Consider the following 16,578-nt stretch of genomic DNA (forward strand, 5'->3'; position numbering starts at 1 on the left):
GCGCCGACCGGTGGAAGACTCTGCGAGCATGCGAGCAGCCTTCATCGAGGCCCTCGGGCCGCCCGAGAACATCCGCTACGGCGAACTTCCCTCCCTCCGTCCCGGGCCGACCGACATCCTGGTCGACGTCACGGCCACCACCGTCAACCCGGTGGACACCTTCGTCCGCTCCGGCCTCTTCCGCACCCCGGTCGAGTTCCCGTTCGTGATCGGCCGCGACCTGGTCGGCACCGTGGCCGCGGCCGGGCCGGCCGCCCCCGGCTTCGCCGTCGGCGACCGGGTGTGGACCAACAGCCTCGGCCACGGCGGGCGCCAGGGCGCCGCCTCCGAGCAGGTCGTCGTCCCCGCCGACCGCCTCTACCACCTCCCTGAGGGCGTCCTCCCCGAGGAGGCCGTCGCCGTCGTCCATCCGGCCGCGACCGCCTACCTCGGCCTGTTCACGCACGGCCGCCTGCGGGCCGGTGAGACCGTCCTGGTGGCCGGCGCGGCCGGGAACGTCGGCTCCGCGCTGGTCACCCTCGCCGTCGACGCCGGGGCCCGGGTCGTCGCCACCGCCTCCGCCCGCGACCTGGAACAGTGCCTCGCCCTGGGTGCGGCCGAGGCCCTGGACTACCGCGATCCGGACCTCGCCGAACGGCTCGCCCAGGCCTGCCCCGGCGGCGTCGACCTCCACCTCGACACGTCCGGGGAGAACGACCTGGCCACCGCCGTCGACCTGCTCGCCCCGCGCGGACGGATCGTCCTGCTGGCCGGCGCCCGCTCGCGGCCGATCCTCCCGGTCGGGCCGCTCTACATGAAGGACTGCTCGATCGCCGGCTTCGTGATCTCGCATGCGACCAGCACCGAACTGGCCGAGGCCGCCGTCGCCATCAACCGCCTGCTCGCGGCCGGACGGCTGCGCCCCCTGGCGGTCGAGACCCTTCCGCTGAGCGCCGCCGCCGAGGTCCACGGCCGAATGGAACGCGGCGAGCTGCACGGCAGACGGGTGGTCCTCAGGCCCGATTCGCAGGCCTGACCGGACGCCTGCCAACTGTTGTACCGGAGGTCCGGCAGGGCCGCAACGCCCTCGTCGGGCCGCGACTTGACATATTCCGGGCCTCCGGCACGTCCGGCCTGCGACACAGAACCTGGACGTGTATTGTCCTGGTTATGCGAATGGGTGAAGGAGTCGAGTGGGGCCTGCACTGCTGCCTCACCCTGGCATGGCTCGACAGTGACCAACCGGTTCCGACAGCACGGCTGGCGGCCTGGTTCGACCTGCCGCCGGCCTACCTGACCAAGCGCCTACAGGCGCTGGTCCGGGCCGGCATCCTGAGCTCGACACCGGGCTCCAAGGGCGGCTTCCGGCTGGGCCGACAGCCGGAGAAGATCACCCTGATGGACGTGGTCACCGCCATCGAGGGCCCCGACGACGTGTTCCGCTGCACCGAGATCCGCCAGCGTGCGGACGGCGGTGGCGCCATCGCACGGGAGTTCCGACAGCCGTGCGGGATCGCCACCGCGATGCGCAAGGCCGAACTGGCCTGGCGCCGCGAACTCGCCGGGCAGACGGTGGCCGACCTCATGGCCGCCGCGCCGGGCGGGGCCGCCGACCGCACCCGACGCCACTACGCCCGCATGACCGGCTGACCGCACGCCCGACGGTCCGGCCGCCTCACCGCGCGGCGACACCACAGCACACGCACCGACCTGCAAGGAGAATCTGGATGTCCAGTGTCTCGATTCCGGCCGACCGGAAAGCTCCGGCCGAACCCGGCTCACCACCCCAGGGCGGCCTGTCCTCCACCCTCGTCCTCGCCTTAGGCACATTCGCCGTCGGCACGGACGCCTTCGTCGTGGCCGGCTTCCTCCCCTCCATGGCCAAGGACCTGCACGTCTCCTCGGCCACGGCCGGCCAGTCGATCACCGTCTTCGCCGCCGCCTACGCCGTCCTCTCCCCCGTCCTGGCCACCCTCCTCGCCCGGCTTCCCCGCCGAACCCTGCTGATCACCGCACTGTTCACGCTCGGCATCGCCAACCTCGGCTCGGCACTGGCCCCCAACATGGCCGTGCTGATCATCAGCCGCATCATCGCCGCCGCCGGCGCCGCCGCCTACACCCCCAACGCCGGAGCCGTCAGCGCCTCCCTCGTCCGCCCCGAACTGCGGGCCCGCGCCCTCGCCGTGGTCATCGGCGGCCTCACCATCGCCACCGCACTCGGCGTGCCGCTCGGCAACGCCGCCAGCCACTGGCTGGGCTGGCGCACCGCCCTCGGCCTCGTCGCCGGACTCTGCCTGCTCGTCGCCGTGATACTGCGCCTGATCATGCCGTGGCTCCCCGGCAACGTCCGGGTGCCGCTACGCACCCGCCTCGCCGTCCTGCGCCGGCCGGCCGTCCTCGCCGTCCTGCCGCTCACCATCCTCGGCATGGGCGCCAGCTACACCGCGTACGCCTACAGCGTGCCCATGCTGGAAGCCGTCAAGGTGCCCGAGAGTTCCATCCTGTGGATGCTCTTCCTGTACGGCCTCGGCGCCGTCATCGGCAACCTCGCCGCGGGCTACACCACCGACCGCTGGGGCTCCACCAAGGTCCTGATCATCGGCTACACCGCCATGGTCGTCGCCCTCGGGGCCCTCGCCTGGCTCGCCGCCTCCGACTCCGACCTCAAGCCCGTCGTCGGCCTGCTGGTCCTCCTCTGGGGCGCCAGCAGTTGGTGCCAGACACCCCCGCAGCAGCACCGCCTGATCGAGGTCGCCCCCCAGGAGGCCCCGCTGGTGGTCTCCCTCAACTCCTCCTCCATCTACCTCGGCATCGGCCTCGGCACCATCATCGGCGGCTCCACCCTCGGCGCCGGCGCCGCGACCGTGTACGGCCTGGGCGCGGCCATCGCCGCCATCGCCCTGATCTTCCTGCTCTTCACCCGCCACTCGCCCACGAACAAAGGCTGAGGCGCGAGACACCTCCTGCGGGCCGGTCAACTCCCTTCCGGCCACCGCTTCCTGACGGTGCGGCGTCGCACCGAGCGCTGAAACACCCCTCAGCACGCGACGACCGACGACCGGCGCGGAGACAGACCCTGCTGCCCCGGTTTCCCCGACACGTCCCTGGCCGCCCAACGGCGCCGCGCACCGCAGCGGCCCCGGCCACGGACACCACCCCGCACTCCCCGCGGGACCACCACGTCGACGAAACCGAGAGATTGCCAGATGACCCAGTTGAGCGAGTCCCCCGTGACCACCCACAGCACCGAGACCACCGAATCGACCCCCGCGCCGGTCACCCCCGACGCACGGACCACGCCCGCGGAGTCCGGGACGACCGGCGCCCAGGCATTGATCCGTGCACTCGAAGAGGTCGGAGTGGACACCGTCTTCGGCATCCCGGGCGGGGCCATCCTTCCCGCGTACGACCCGCTGATGGACTCGGCCAAGGTGCGCCACATCCTGGTCCGCCACGAGCAGGGCGCCGGCCACGCCGCCACCGGATACGCCCAGGCCACCGGCCGAGTCGGGGTCTGCATGGCCACCTCCGGCCCGGGCGCGACCAACCTGGTGACCCCGATCGCCGACGCCTACATGGACTCCGTGCCGATCGTCGCGATCACCGGCCAGGTCCCCTCGACCCTGATCGGAAGGGACGCCTTCCAGGAGGCGGACATCTGCGGCATCACCATGCCGATCACCAAACACAACTACCTGGTCACCGACCCCGACGAAATCCCCCGGGTGATCGCCGAGGCCTTCCACATCGCCGCCACCGGCCGCCCCGGCCCCGTCCTCGTCGACATCACCAAGGACGCCCTCCAGGGCCTGACAAGGCATCGGCAGATCGAGCCCTCGCTGCCCGGCTACCGCCCGGTCACCAAGCCGCACGCCAAGCAGATCCGCGAGGCCGCGAAGATGCTGGTGGGCGCCAAGCGCCCGGTCCTGTACGTCGGCGGCGGCGTGATCAAGGCACAGGCCACCACCGAGCTGCGGATCCTCGCCGAACTGACCGGCGCCCCCGTGGTCACCACCCTGATGGCCCTCGGCGCCTTCCCCGACAGCCACCCGCAGCACCTGGGCATGCCCGGCATGCACGGCTCCGTCCCGGCCGTCACCGCACTCCAGAAAACCGACCTGCTGTTCACCCTCGGCGCCCGCTTCGACGACCGCGTCACCGGCAAACTGGAAAGCTTCGCCCCGCACGCCAAGGTCGTCCACGCCGACATCGACCCGGCCGAGATCGGCAAGAACCGCCCCGCCGACGTGCCGATCGTCGGCGACGCCCGCGAGGTGCTGGCCGATCTGATCGTCGCCGTCCAGGCCGAGTTCGACGCCGGACACAAGGGCGACTACTCGCAGTGGTGGGACAAGCTCGACGAGTGGAAGAAGACCTACCCGCTCGGCTACGAGCCCGCCCCGGGCGGCCGCCTCTCCCCGCAGCAGGTCATCGAGCGGATCGGCCGGCTGGTCGGCCCGGAGGCGATCTACGCCGCGGGCGTCGGCCAGCACCAGATGTGGAGCTCGCAGTTCATCCGCTTCGAGAAGCCGGGCACCTGGCTCAACTCGGGCGGCGCGGGCACCATGGGCTACGCCGTCCCCGCCGCGATGGGCGCCAAGGCCGGCCGGCCGGACACCGCGGTCTGGGCCATCGACGGCGACGGCTGCTTCCAGATGACCAACCAGGAACTGGCCACCTGCGCCCTGAACGACATCCCGATCAAGGTCGCGGTCATCAACAACGGCTCGCTCGGCATGGTCCGCCAGTGGCAGACGCTGTTCTACAACCAGCGCTACTCCAACACCGTGCTGCACGCCGGCCCCGACCACGACGGCATCGCGCCGCCGGCCCAGGGCACCCGGATCCCCGACTTCGTCCTGCTGTCCGAGGCGATGGGCTGCGTCGGCCTGCGCTGCGAGCGCCCCGAGGACCTGGACGCCGTCATCAAGCAGGCGATGGAGATCAACGACCGCCCGGTCGTCATCGACTTCATCGTCCACCAGGACGCCATGGTCTGGCCGATGGTCGCGGCCGGCACCAGCAACGACGAGATCCAGTTCGCCAAGGGCGTCCGCCCCGACTTCGGCGACGACCTCGACTAGGTCCTGTCCCCCCTGAACCCCGGTCGTAGGCCCTCGACCCCCGCGAGGGCCTACGGCCGGTCTTATTTCTCGCGCCCTTCAGGCAGGCGGCCGTCGGAGCAGGCCGCTCAGCGGCTCGCCGCCCAGGAGAGCAGGAGGCGCAGGGCGTCGTCCGACGGGGTGTGCGGGTCGGCGGTGTAGGTGACGAGGGCCTGGTCTGGGTCGTCGGCGGGGCGGAGGGTGTCGTAGGCGAGGTCGAGGGGGCCGGCGATGGGGTGGTGGAAGAGCTTGCGGCCGGAGGTCTTGTCGGCGACCGGGTGTTCGGCCCAGAGGTGACGGAACTCCTCGCTGTGGACGCAGAGTTGGCCGACGAGTTCGGCGAGGAGGGGGTCGTGGGGGCGGCGGCCCGCCTCCAGGTGGAGGAAGGCGACGTTCTCGCGGGCGCAGGCCGTCCAGTCGCCGTAGAGCTCGCGCGAGGCGGGGTCGAGGAAGGTGCAGCGGGCGATGTTGCGGTCCTCGACCGGCAGGGCGCCGTAGTCGCCGAACAGCGCGACGGCCGCGCGGTTCCAGGCCAGGACGTCCATCCGGTGGCCCATCACCAGGGCCGGGACGTGGTCGAGCTGGTCGAGCAGCCGCAGCAGGGAGGGGCGGGGCTGCTGCGGGGCGGTGCGGCGGCGGGGCGCACGGCGGGTGGGGCGGGCGAGGCGGTGGAGGTGGCCGGACTCGTCGGGGGCGAGTTGCAGGGCGCGGGCGACGGCGTCGAGGACGGCTTCGGAGGGGTTGCCGACGCGTCCCTGTTCGAGGCGGGTGTAGTAGTCGACGCTGACCCCGGCGAGGTGGGCGAGCTCCTCGCGGCGGAGCCCGGCGACCCGGCGGCGGCCACCGTAGTCGGGCAGGTCGACGTCCTCGGGCCGCAGCTGGGCGCGGCGGGTGCGGAGGAACTCGCTCAGGGCACTGGTCGCGTTCATAGGGATGATTCTCTCCCGGAGGGGGCCGCCGTGCCTGGCCCTGCCAGGACCAGGCACCGCCGGCACCGCACGCGGCCGGGGACCAGCCGGGGATCAAGCCGGACGTCAGCCCGCGACGGCCTGGACAGCGAGCAGCCGGTCGCCGGCGGCGAGGAGGCGGCGGGCGGTGGCGAGGCCCATGCCGCTGGTGCCGCCGGTGATCAGGACGGTGCGGTCGGCGATTCCCAGGGGTCGACGGAGTCCCGGGGGTCGACGGGATCCCGGGTCATGGCGTTGTCGGTCATGGCACCCACTCTCCCGACGGCCGTGGAGCCGGGGCCAGGCCCGGCCCGGCCCTGGGTCCGGAAGAACCACCCTGCACCGGGAATCGACGGCGCCACCGGGTGGTTGGGGCAGGACGACAAGCGTGTGACACTCGCGAACAGGGGTCTGACATGAAGATCGGCATCATCGGTGCGGGCAACATCGGCGGCAACCTGACCCGACGGCTGACGGCGCTCGGGCACGACGTCTCGGTGGCCAACTCGCGCGGTCCGCAGTCGCTGGCCGCCCTGGCCGAGGAGACGGGCGCGACGGCCGTACCGGCCACCGAGGCGGCGCGCGGGGCACAGGTCGTGGTGGTGACGGTGCCGCTGAAGAACGTGCCGGACCTGCCGGCCGGGCTGCTGGACGGCGCGGCCGCGGGCGCGGCGGTGATCGACACCGGCAACTACTACCCGCAGCAGCGCGACGGCCGGATCGACGAGATCGAGGACGACGGGCTGACCGAGAGCCGGTGGACGGAGCGGCACCTCGGCCACCCCGTGGTGAAGGCGTTCAACGGCACCTACGCGCAGGACCTGCTGGAGCGGCCGCGGCCGGAGGGCGATCCCGAGCGGATCGCCGTGCCGGTGGCGGCGGACGACGAGGCGGCCAAGCGCGTGGTGCGGGCGCTGATCGACGAGCTGGGCTTCGACACGGTGGACGCGGGCGGGATCGACGAGTCCTGGCGGCAGCAGCCGGGCACGCCGGTGTACGGGCTGCGCGCCGGGGTGGAGGCCGTCACCCGGGCGCTCGCGGAGGCGTCTCCGGAGCGCCCGGCGGACCACAAGGCGTGACCCCGGGAAGGCGTGCTCCCGGGAAGCCGTGACCCGCGCCGACCTCGACGGGCCCGGTCAGCCCGTGCGGCGGGCCCCCTCGGCCGGGACGGCGGTGAGGGTGCGCGGGGCGGCGTAGCCGGCCGCGCGGAACGCGGTGGTGACGGCGGCGGCGACGGCGTCGGCGGCCGGTGCGTCGACGAGGGCGATCACCGAGCCGCCGAAGCCGCCGCCGGTCATCCGCGCGCCGTGGGCGCCGGCGGCGAGGGCGGCCTCGACGGCGAGGTCGGTCTCGGGGCAGGAGACCCGGTAGTCGTCGCGCAGCGAGGCGTGGCCGGCGGTGAGGATCGGGCCGAGCGCGGCGGGCCGACCGGCGTCCAGGTGGGCGACGGCGGCCGTGACGCGCTCGTTCTCGGTGACCACGTGGCGCACCAACGGCCTCAGCTCCTCCGGGAGTCGGGGCAGGGCGGCCGGCAGGCCGGCGGGCGTCAGCTCGCGCAGCGCGGGCAGTCCGAGCAGCGCAGCCGCCCGCTCGCAGCCGGCCCGCAGGGCGGCGTAGGCGCCGTCGCCGAGGTCGTGCTTGACCCGGGTGTCGAGGACCAGCAGGGCGAGGCCGGCGCCGGCGAGGTCCAGCGGCACCTGCCGCATCGTCAGGTCCCGGCTGTCGAGGTGCAGGGCGGCGCCCGGGCGGCAGCACATCGAGGCCATCTGGTCCATGATCCCGCAGGGGACGCCGACGAAGTCGTTCTCGGCCCGCTGTGCGATCAGGGCGAGTTCGGGCGCGGACAGCCCCAGCCCGTACAGGTCGTTGTACGCGATCGCGACGACGCATTCCAGGGCGGCCGAGGAGGACAGCCCGGCACCACCGGGCACGTCGCTCTCCAGCCGGAACTCGGCGCCGCCGACGGGGTGCCCGGCGTCGCGCAGCGCCCACACCACGGCGGCCGGGAAGGCCGCCCAGCCGGGCACCGAGCCCGGGGCCAGGTCCGCGACGGCCAGGTCGGCGACCACCCCGTCGCCCTGGGCGGACCAGAGCCGCAGCCGGCCGTCGTCGCGGCGCCGGGCCTGGGCGCGGACGGCCTGCGGGAGGGCGATCGGCAGCACGAACCCGAGGTTGTAGTCGGTGTGTTCGCCGATCAGGTTGACCCGGCCGGGGGCGGCCCACTCCCCCTCGGGGGCGTGGCCGTGGAGCTCTTCGAAGGTGTCCGCGGAGATGTTCGCAGCGGCGTTCACAGGCGTGTTCACGGGGCTACCTCCCGCAGCCGGCGGGCCGCGTCCTCGGGGGTGATGTCGTTGACGAAGGCGTCCATGCCGGATTCCACCCCGGCCAGGAACTTGAGCTTGTCGGCGGCGCGCCGGATGGTGAACAGCTCCAGGTGGAGCGCGAGTTCGTCCTCCTGGCCGGCGGGCGCCTGGTGCCAGGCGGAGATGTACGGGGTGCGGCCGGCGCCGAAGAGGCGGTCGAAGCGGCGCAGCAACTCCAGGTAGAGGCGAGGGAATTCGGCGCGCTGCGGCTCGTCCAGGCCGGTCAGGTCGGCGACCCGGCGGTGCGGGTAGAGGTGCACCTCGTACGGCCAGCGGGCGGCGAAGGGGACGAAGGCCGTCCAGTGCTCTCCGGCGAGCACCACCCGGGCGCCGTCGGCGCGTTCGGCGGCGAGCAGGTCGTCGAAGAGGCTGCGGCCGGTGGCGGCGCGGTGTTCGGCCGCGCGCGCGGCCATCCGGGCGGTGCGCGGGGTGGTGAAGGGGAAGGCGTAGATCTGGCCGTGCGGGTGGGCGAGGGTGACGCCGATCTCGGCGCCCCGGTTCTCGAAGCAGTAGACCTGCCGGACGCCGGGGAGGGCGGCGAGTTCGGCGGTGCGGTCGGTCCAGGCGTCGAGGACGAGGCGGGCCCGCCGTTCGTCGAGGTCGGCGAAGGAGGCGTCGTGGTCGGCGGTGAAGCAGACCACCTCGCAGCGCCCGGCGCCGGGGCCGCTGACCCGCAGTCCGTCGGCGCCTTCCAGCGCCGCCGGGGGGCCGGCCAGCGAGGGGAAGCGGTTCTCGAAGACGGCCACCTGGTAGTCGTCGGCGGGGATCTCGCTGTACCGGCCGTCCTGGGAGGGGCAGAGCGGGCACTCTTCGGCGGGGGGCTGGTAGGTGCGGGCCTGGCGGTGCGCGGCGACGGTGACCCAGGCTCCGGTGGCCGGGTCGAGCCGGACCTCGGAGCCGTGGGCGGGCGGATCGAGCGGGCGCAGGTCGACGGCGTCCCGGGGGACGGCCTCGCCGCTGTCGTAGTAGATCAGCTGTCGCCCGTCCGCGAGTGTGGTCACGGTCTTGGCGGTGGGCTGGGTCAGGGTCCCGGCCATGGCCTTCTTCCCTCTATCCGACATGAAACAACAATATCCAACATTATCCATCAGGCCTGGCTGTCCGGAAGGGGTCCGCGCCTGCCATGATGGCGGTGACCGTGGCCCGCCGGACGGCCGGACGGCCGGACGGACAGACGGCCGGTCACGCGGACCACACCGACCCGAGGAGCCCCCCGATGGCTGACAGCGCCCAACCGCTCGCCGGACAGCGCCGCGTGCTGATCCTGGAGCGGGTCCGCGCGCGCGGCGGCGTCCGGGTGACCGAACTGGTCCGGGACCTCGGGGTGTCCGACATGACCATCCGCCGCGACCTGGACGCGCTGGCCCGCCGCGGGCTGGTGCACAAGGTGCACGGCGGGGCGGTGCGGACGGAGGCGGCGGCCAGCGGCGAGCCCGGGTTCGAGACCAAGGCCAACTGGCAGCTGCCCGCCAAGGAGGCCATCGCCCGGGCCGCCGCCGCCCTGGTGCCGCCCGGCTCGGCGGTCGGGCTGGCCGCCGGGACGACCACCTTCGCGGTCGCCCGGCAGCTGCGCGCCGTCGAGGGCCTCACCGTGGTCACCAACTCGCTGCGGATCGCGGAGCTGCTGGAGGAACCCGACGAGGACGGCACCCCCGCCACCGCGACGGTGATCCGCACCGGCGGCGTCCGCACGCCCTCCGACGCGCTGGTCGGGCCGGTCGCCGACCAGGCGATCCGCTCGCTGCACGTCAACGTGCTGGTCATGGGCTGCCACGGCCTCTCGGCCGAGACCGGGCTGACCACCCCGAACCTGGCCGAGGCGGAGACCAACCGGACCTTCCTCCAGTCCGCCCGCCGGGTCGTCGTGGTGGCCGACCACACCAAGTGGAACGCGGTCGGCCTGGCCTCCTTCGCCGCACTGGAGCAACTGGACGTGCTGGTCACCGACGACGCACTGGCGGCCGAACACCGCGCGGCGGCAGCCCAGTTGGTCGGCGAGCTGATCGTCGCGCCGACCGGGGAGCAGGGCCACTAGTCCTCCGACGGATCTGCCGGACAGGCTCTAAGGACCCGTCCGGGAACTCGCCCGCACCACCAGCTCGGCGGCCAGCTCCAGCCCGCCCGCCGGCGGCGCCTCCCCGCGCACCTGGCCGAGCAGCCGCTCCACCAGGGCGGCGGCGATCGTCCGCAGCGGGAGCCGCACCGAGGTCAGCGCCGGGTGCAGGTGGCGGCAGAGCGGCGTGTCGTGGAAGCCGGTGACCGCCACCCCCGCCGGCCCGACCGCCAATCCCTCCGCCCGGACCGCCTCGTAGACGTCCAGCGCCAGCAGGTCGCTGCCCGCCGCGAAGGCGGTCGGCCGCTCGGGCCCGCGCAGCAGTTCCCGCACGGCCGCGACGTCCGGCCGCGCCGCCGTCACCGCGGACAGGCCCAGCCGGGCCGCCTCGGCGAGGAAGCCCGCCCGCCGGGCGGCCATCCACGGCAGGTCCTCGGCGCGGCCGACGTACCCGATCCGGCGGTGGCCGAGCGCCGCCAGGTGCCGCACCACCACGGCCATCGCCGTGTCGTTGGCGATGTCGACCCAGTGCTGGGGCTGCCCCGGGCCGGTCCGTCCGAAGGTGACGAACGGGAGGCCGGCCCGGACGACGTGCCCGATCCGGGGGTCGTCGCCCAGCACGTCCGCCAGCACCAGCCCGTCGACCTGCCGGGCGGCCACCAGTTCGTCGATGGCCGCCAGCGGGCCGGCCGCGTCCTGAGCCCCGCCCTGGGCCGCGTCCTGGGCCGCGTCCTGAGCCAAGCCCTGCCCCGGACGGAAGAGCAGCACCCGCTGCCCCTGCGCCCCCGCCGCGTCGACCAGCGCCTCCAGGAAGCCGGCCATCAGCGGGTTGGGGTCGAACGGGTCGTCCACCGGGGCGAGGTAGCCGAGGGTGCGCCGGGCGCCGCTGCGCAGCGAGCGCGCCGACTGGTCGGGCTGGTAGCCGAGTTCGCGGATCGCCGCGGTCACCCGGGCCAGCGTGTCCGGGCGGACCCGCTGGGGGGCGTTGAGCGCGTTGGAGACGGTCTGCCGGGACACCCCGGCCGCGCGGGCCACCTCCTCGATGGTGGTGGCGCCGCGGCGCGGTCGGGGTGTTCCCTCGGGCATCGGAGGCTCCAGGACGGCTGCTCGGGTCTGACGGGTGCTCGGTTCTACCGCTCGGCTCTACGGACGGCGCAGGGTCAGCAGCCCGCCGCGCGGCACGGTGATGCCGCCCGCCCGGTCGAGCTCGACCTCGCCCTGCCGGACGATACGCCCTCGGGCGTCCTGCACGGTGGCCTCGGCCGTCCCGCCGCCGCCGGTGAGCCGGACGTCCGGGTCGGCGTCGGCGTTGGCGACCAGCAGGGTGCGCCAGTGCGCACCGGAGACGTCCACCGGCAGCGCGGCGTAGCGGGCCACCGCGACGGTGCCGCCGCCGACGGCGGTGACCATCGGGTAGCCGAGGTCAGGCCGGGCCGGGCGCAGCTCGCCGAGCTGCAGGGTGGCGACGTGCTCGCGGAAGACGCCGAGCCAGAAGGCGACCGCCTCGCGCTGCCCGGGGTTCTGCGCGGCGAGGTCGACGGAGACCTGCGGCACCGAGAACAGCACGTTGATCAGGTGGCAGGCGATCTGCTCGGGCGGCTCGGCCGGGTGCCACATCAGCATGTCGGCGTGGACCGGGACGGGCCCGGCGGCGAGCCGCACGTCGATGGTGCGCTGCCGGTTCTCCTGCGGGCTGAGCGGGCAGTCGGTGGCGCGGACCATGGTGACGTACGGCCACAGGCCGGGGCTGACGTACGGCTGGCGGTGCTCGATCATCGCCCCCGGCTTGACCGCGGTGATCCGGCTGCGGATCGTGGCGAGCAGCCGCTCGACGCCCTCGTCCACGGTGGCGCAGTCGGCCTCGGGCCCGGCCTCCGGCGCGTCGGCGCGGGCGAACCAGTCGACGAAGTCGACCTTCAGCCCGTCCATGCCCCACTCCTCGACGGCGCGGGCGAGCCGGCCGGCGAGGAACGCGCGGACCTCGGGGTAGCGCGGGTCGGCGACGATCGCGCCCATGTGGGCGGCGTCGGCGAGCGCGTAGCGGCCGATCGCCTCGAAGGCGGCGCTGTCCTTGCCGATGAACGGCAGCGCGAACCAGAGCATGTACTGCACGCCGAGGTCGTGGACGCGCTGGACATGGGCGGCGGTGTCGGGCAGCGAGACCGGTTCCCAGTCGCCGCAGTGCGCGTAGCCGCGGGTGCGGTCGGCGGTCATCCAGCCGTCGTCGACGATGATGACGTCCATGCCGAGCTCCTTGCCGAGCGCGGCCTGGGTCTCGACGGCCTTCGGCGAGACGTCCTGGTGCATCGAGTACCAGGTGGAGTAGGCGGGGCGGCGGGCGGCCTCGGGGATGGCGGGGATGTCGGCCGCACGGCCGGCCCACCACCAGGCGGCGAGGTCGGCAAGGCAGCGCGCGAAGTGCCTGCGGGAGGTGTCGATGCGGACGGTCAGCCGGCCGGCGGCCTGGGCCCAGAAGCGGAACTCGCCGGTCTCCTCCAGCACTCCGGCGCCGGCCAGGACGTCGACGCGCTCGGCGGCGAAGGCGCAGACCGCGAGGTCGCCGGTGCCGATCAGAGCGGCGATCGGTGCGCCGTTGGCCAGGCCGGTGCGGCGCGGGGCGCTCCACGCGGCGGGCAGCCGGCCGGTGCCGCGCGGCTCGGGCGTCCAGAACGCGGTGGCGTCCACGCACGGCACCCGCCACTCGATCCGGACGTCGCCCTCCCCCTCGGCGGTCACCTCGACGATTCCGTCGCCCGCCCCGCGGGCGCTCGCGTTCCCGCTGACCCGCAGGTCCAGGCCGTCGGCGTAGAGCGGACGCAGGCCGCCGGCGACGGCGGGGGCGTGCGGTTCCCAGATCTCGGTCATGTTCAGCCCTTCGTGGCGCCGGCCAGCAGGCCGGAGATGAACTGCCGCTGGAGGACCAGGAAGAGGACCATCATCGGCAGGGTGGACAGCGCGGTGCCGGAGAGGATCGCGCCGTAGTCGGTGTTGCTCTTGTTGCCGTGCAGGGTCGCGAGGGCGACGGGCAGGGTGTGCATCGCGGGGCTGCGCAGAGCGATCAGCGGCCAGACGAACTGGTTCCAGGAGCCGAGGAAGAGGAAGATCGAGAGGGCGGCCAGCACGGGCCTCATGACCGGCACCACCACGCTGAACAGCACCCGGAACTCGCCCGCGCCGTCGACCCGGGCTGCGTCCAGGAGTTCGTCCGGCAGGCTGCTCAGCGACTGCCGCATCAGGAAGATCGCGAAGGGCACGCACAGGCCGGGCAGGATCAGCGCCTGGTAGGTGTCCAGCAGGCCGAAGTTCGTCATCATCTTGAACAGCGGCACCAGCGTGACCTGTTCGGGCACCACGAGGGTGGAGAACAGCAGGGCGAACAGCAGGGTCCGGCCGCGGAAGCGGAACTTGGCGAAGGCGTAGCCCGCGAGCAGCGCCACGACGAGGGCACCCAGCGTCTGGACCCCCGCCACCAGCAGGGAGTTCCCGACCACCCTGAGCAGGCCGATCTTCTGCTCCAGGTGGCTCAGGTTCTCGCCGAGGCTCCCGCCGGGCAGCAGCTTGGGCGGCCAGTCGAAGACCTCGGTGTCCTTGCGGGTGGAGGCGACCACCAGCCAGTAGAAGGGGGCGATCGACAGCCCGGTGATGCCGGCGAGGAGGAAGGTCAGCGGCCAGCCGCGCAGCCTCTTGAGGGGGTTCACGCGCTCGGAGGCCTGACTCTTGGAGGTCTCGCGCTTCGGAGTCTCGCGCTTCGGCGTCTCGCGCTTGGAGGTCTCACGCTTGGAGGTCTCACTCTTAGAGGTCACTTGTCGCGGTCTCCCATCAGGCGCATCTGGACGGCGCCGAGCACCGTCACGAGCAGGGTGAGCGCGTAGGCGATGGCGGAGGCGTAGCCGAAGTCGTAGTACCGGAAGCCGTTCTGGTACAGGTACATGGAGACGGTCAGGGTGGCGTTGTCCGGCCCGCCACCGGTCAGCACGTACGGCTCGTCGAAGAGTTGGAGCGTGCCGATGGTCGAGAGCACGACCGTGAACAGCAGCACCGGGCGCAGCGCGGGGACGGTGACGGAGGTGAAGCGGCGGATCGGTCCGGCGCCGTCGACCATCGCGGCCTCGTACAACTCCCGTGGAATGGACTGGAGTCCGGCGAGGTAGATGACGGCGTTGTAGCCGGTGTAGTGCCAGGTGAGCACCACGACGACGGCCGTCCGGGCCCAGACGGGCTGGCCCATCCAGTCGACGGAGGGCAGGCCGACGGCGTTCAGCACCCAGTTGACCGCGCCGTCGTCGGTCTTGAGCAGGTAGGCGAAGATCACGCCGGTGGCGACCAGGCCGGTGACCGAGGGCATGAAGACGCCGAGCCGCCACACCGTGCGCCAGCGCACCAGCGCGGAGTTGATGCCGACGGCCATCAGCAGGGCCAGTCCGAGCATCAGCGGGACCTGCATGACGAGGATCTCGCCGGTGTTGGACAGGGCCGTCCAGAACAGCGGGTCGTCCAGCAGGCGCCGGTAGTTGGCGAGGCCGGCGTCGCGGGTGGCCGCGCCGGAGCCGGTGGTGAAGGACAGCAGCAGCGACTCGACGACCGGGTAGGCCTTGAACACGCCGAAGGTCAGCAGGGCGGGGGCGAGCAGCAGGTACGGTACGGCGGCGCGCCGCCGGCGGGACCGGCGCGGCGCTGCGGACCTCCTGGTGAGGGCGGCGGGCGGGCTGGCGGCACTCATGCGATACCGCGCCCGGTCTGCTGGGCGAGCTGCTTGGCGGCGTCCTGGAGGACGGCGGCCGGGTCGGCGCCCTTGAGGAGGACCCTGACCTGGGCGTCGCTGACGAGCTTGAGGGCGCGGGCGTAGTCGCCGGAGTAGTTGGTGGGGTAGCCGCCCTCGATGGCGAGGTCGGCGAAGGTCCTGAGCACCGGCTGCCCGCCGTAGTAGGCGCTCGGCGCGGCGTACAGCGGGTCGGTGTAGGCCTCGGTGAGGGCCGGGAAGACGCCGCCCGCGTTGAACATGGCGTTCACCGAGGCCGGGCGGGTGACCGTGTACTCGACGAACTTCCAGGCGGCGCGGCGGCGCGGGCTGGAGGCGGCGACGGCCAGGTGGGTGGAGTTGACCAGGGCGGTGCGCTTGCCGCCGGGGGTGACCGCCGGGGGCTTGGCGAGACGCCAGTTGCCGCTCTGGTCGGGGATCTTCTTCTCCAGGTAGTGCGCGACCCAGGCGGGCATCGCGGCCACCCCGAGCTTGCCGGCCTTCATCACGGGCGGCCAGCTCTGGACGCCGGGGGTGTCGCCGATCAGCCCGGCCTCGTCCAGCCGCTTGACGATGGTCAGGGCGCGCACGGCCGGCTCCGAGCCGACGGTGATCTTGCCCTGGAGGTCGAAGTAGAAGGCGCCCTGGAGCTGCATCAGGCCCTGGACGAAGTCCAGGTCGGGGGTGGGGTTGGCGGCCCTGTTGATGCCGATCAGGGCGACGCCGGGGTTGGCGGCCTTGAAACGGTCGGCCACGGCGAGCAGGTCGTCCCAGGTGGCGAGGGACTCGGGGTCGATGCCCGCCTTGTCGAAGTAGTCCTTGCGGTAGAAGAAGCCGAGCGGGTTGACCTCCCAGGGCAGCGCGTAGGCGTGGCCGTCCTTGCCGCTGACGACGGGCCACAGGCCCTTGGCGAACTTGTCCTTGTGCGCGTCGGCGCCGAGCGCGGAGAGGTCGGCCAGGCCGCCGGGGAACTTCTCCAGGTACCCGGGCAGGTAGTCGCAGCCGATGTGCAGCACGTCGCCGAGGCCCTGGCCGCCGGCCGCCAGGCCGACGGTGATCTTGTCCCAGATGGCCGGTTCGCCGATGTCCTGGACGTCGACCTTGATCCCCGGGTTGTCCTTCTCGAAGGCCGGGACGATCCCGCGCAGGGCTTCGGCGGCCGTGGCCCAGGACCAGACGGTGATGTTGCCGCTGTCGGCGTCCCCGCCCGAGGCGCCCCCGGAGCCGGAGTCGCCGCAGGCTGCGAGCGTGCCGCCGGCGGTCAGGGCCAGCAGGCCCGCTCCTGAGGCTCGGAGCAGATCACGACGGGAAAGGTGTGACATTGCATTCCTCTCTGAGGGGTGGCGAGGAAGGGTTGAGGCAGGAAGGGTGTGGCGAGGCAAGAAGGAGGGGGTTT

At 73.2% G+C, this 16,578-nt stretch carries 14 protein-coding genes; 6 read left to right on the forward strand and 8 right to left on the reverse strand.

All coding sequences use genetic code 11. From position 1 onward, the window contains the following. The first annotated feature begins 28 nt into the window (after positions 1-28). From ACFVHI_RS18160 to ACFVHI_RS18175, 4 genes are all read left to right on the forward strand, one after another. The gene (locus tag ACFVHI_RS18160; RefSeq protein WP_363376882.1) at positions 29-1,015 is read left to right on the forward strand and encodes an NADPH:quinone reductase; all 987 of its coding nucleotides are present in this window, start codon (positions 29-31) and stop codon (positions 1,013-1,015) included. Between the two features lie 134 nt (positions 1,016-1,149). Further along, complete coding sequence (locus tag ACFVHI_RS18165; RefSeq protein ID WP_380340463.1) at positions 1,150-1,629, forward strand: RrF2 family transcriptional regulator; 480 nt, start codon at positions 1,150-1,152, stop codon at positions 1,627-1,629. A gap of 77 nt (positions 1,630-1,706) precedes the next feature. Next, positions 1,707-2,927: an MFS transporter gene (locus ACFVHI_RS18170; RefSeq protein WP_380340466.1), complete on the forward strand. Its 1,221-nt coding sequence runs from the start codon at positions 1,707-1,709 to the stop codon at positions 2,925-2,927. A gap of 258 nt (positions 2,928-3,185) precedes the next feature. Then, positions 3,186-5,063, forward strand: coding sequence for an acetolactate synthase large subunit (locus ACFVHI_RS18175; RefSeq protein ID WP_380340469.1), 1,878 nt, complete (start codon positions 3,186-3,188; stop codon positions 5,061-5,063). A 107-nt stretch (positions 5,064-5,170) separates the two neighbouring features. Here ACFVHI_RS18175 and ACFVHI_RS18180 read toward each other — a convergent pair whose 3' ends face one another. Then, entirely contained in the window at positions 5,171-6,010 is an 840-nt protein-coding gene (locus ACFVHI_RS18180) for a helix-turn-helix domain-containing protein (protein WP_063346547.1), read from the reverse strand. Between the two features lie 383 nt (positions 6,011-6,393). Between ACFVHI_RS18180 and ACFVHI_RS18185 the strand changes: the two genes are divergently transcribed. After that, positions 6,394-7,107 (forward strand): NADPH-dependent F420 reductase, encoded by a 714-nt coding sequence (locus tag ACFVHI_RS18185; protein ID WP_380340471.1) that lies wholly within the window; start codon positions 6,394-6,396, stop codon positions 7,105-7,107. 57 nt (positions 7,108-7,164) lie between these two features. On the opposite strand, the gene galK is transcribed toward ACFVHI_RS18185, so the two are convergent. After that, a complete protein-coding gene (gene galK / locus ACFVHI_RS18190) occupies positions 7,165-8,331 on the reverse strand; it encodes a galactokinase (protein WP_380340473.1) in 1,167 nt (388 codons plus the stop codon). Beyond that, entirely contained in the window at positions 8,328-9,428 is a 1,101-nt protein-coding gene (gene galT / locus ACFVHI_RS18195; RefSeq protein ID WP_380340475.1) for a galactose-1-phosphate uridylyltransferase, read from the reverse strand. Before galT ends, galK begins: the two co-directional genes overlap by 4 nt. Positions 9,429-9,607: 179 nt before the next feature. On the opposite strand from galT, the gene ACFVHI_RS18200 reads away from it, so the two are divergent. Continuing rightward, positions 9,608-10,426, forward strand: a complete 819-nt coding sequence (locus ACFVHI_RS18200; protein WP_380340478.1) for a DeoR/GlpR family DNA-binding transcription regulator — start codon at positions 9,608-9,610, stop codon at positions 10,424-10,426. Between the two features lie 27 nt (positions 10,427-10,453). Here ACFVHI_RS18200 and ACFVHI_RS18205 read toward each other — a convergent pair whose 3' ends face one another. Genes ACFVHI_RS18205 through ACFVHI_RS18225 form a run of 5 tightly spaced genes read right to left on the reverse strand, consistent with a single transcriptional unit; the run spans position 10,454 to position 16,504 of the window. Beyond that, entirely contained in the window at positions 10,454-11,530 is a 1,077-nt protein-coding gene (locus ACFVHI_RS18205) for a LacI family DNA-binding transcriptional regulator (RefSeq protein WP_380340481.1), read from the reverse strand. A 57-nt stretch (positions 11,531-11,587) separates the two neighbouring features. Beyond that, positions 11,588-13,309, reverse strand: a complete 1,722-nt coding sequence (locus tag ACFVHI_RS18210) for a glycoside hydrolase family 36 protein (RefSeq protein ID WP_380340483.1) — start codon at positions 13,307-13,309, stop codon at positions 11,588-11,590. 2 nt (positions 13,310-13,311) lie between these two features. After that, positions 13,312-14,247 carry a carbohydrate ABC transporter permease gene (locus ACFVHI_RS18215; protein WP_380340486.1) on the reverse strand — a complete coding sequence of 312 codons (936 nt, stop codon included), beginning with the start codon at positions 14,245-14,247 and terminating at the stop codon, positions 13,312-13,314. After that, a complete protein-coding gene (locus ACFVHI_RS18220; RefSeq protein ID WP_380340488.1) occupies positions 14,244-15,164 on the reverse strand; it encodes a carbohydrate ABC transporter permease in 921 nt (306 codons plus the stop codon). The genes ACFVHI_RS18215 and ACFVHI_RS18220 overlap by 4 nt, the downstream gene beginning before the upstream one ends. Then, positions 15,161-16,504: an extracellular solute-binding protein gene (locus ACFVHI_RS18225; protein WP_380340491.1), complete on the reverse strand. Its 1,344-nt coding sequence runs from the start codon at positions 16,502-16,504 to the stop codon at positions 15,161-15,163. Before ACFVHI_RS18225 ends, ACFVHI_RS18220 begins: the two co-directional genes overlap by 4 nt. Between the last annotated feature and the right edge of the window lie 74 nt (positions 16,505-16,578).

It is taken from the genome of Kitasatospora sp. NPDC127121, from assembly GCF_042677305.1.
Lineage (GTDB): Bacteria > Actinomycetota > Actinomycetes > Streptomycetales > Streptomycetaceae > Kitasatospora.

Coding starts and splice junctions, on each gene's coding strand:
- ACFVHI_RS18160 (WP_363376882.1), top strand. CDS start 29: ATGCGAGCAGCCTTCATCGAGGCCCTCGGGCCGCCCGAGAACATCCGC.
- ACFVHI_RS18165 (WP_380340463.1), top strand. CDS start 1,150: ATGCGAATGGGTGAAGGAGTCGAGTGGGGCCTGCACTGCTGCCTCACC.
- ACFVHI_RS18170 (WP_380340466.1), top strand. CDS start 1,707: ATGTCCAGTGTCTCGATTCCGGCCGACCGGAAAGCTCCGGCCGAACCC.
- ACFVHI_RS18175 (WP_380340469.1), top strand. CDS start 3,186: ATGACCCAGTTGAGCGAGTCCCCCGTGACCACCCACAGCACCGAGACC.
- ACFVHI_RS18180 (WP_063346547.1), bottom strand. CDS start 6,010: ATGAACGCGACCAGTGCCCTGAGCGAGTTCCTCCGCACCCGCCGCGCC.
- galT (WP_380340475.1), bottom strand. CDS start 9,428: ATGGCCGGGACCCTGACCCAGCCCACCGCCAAGACCGTGACCACACTC.
- ACFVHI_RS18200 (WP_380340478.1), top strand. CDS start 9,608: ATGGCTGACAGCGCCCAACCGCTCGCCGGACAGCGCCGCGTGCTGATC.
- ACFVHI_RS18205 (WP_380340481.1), bottom strand. CDS start 11,530: ATGCCCGAGGGAACACCCCGACCGCGCCGCGGCGCCACCACCATCGAG.
- ACFVHI_RS18210 (WP_380340483.1), bottom strand. CDS start 13,309: ATGACCGAGATCTGGGAACCGCACGCCCCCGCCGTCGCCGGCGGCCTG.
- ACFVHI_RS18220 (WP_380340488.1), bottom strand. CDS start 15,164: ATGAGTGCCGCCAGCCCGCCCGCCGCCCTCACCAGGAGGTCCGCAGCG.
- ACFVHI_RS18225 (WP_380340491.1), bottom strand. CDS start 16,504: ATGTCACACCTTTCCCGTCGTGATCTGCTCCGAGCCTCAGGAGCGGGC.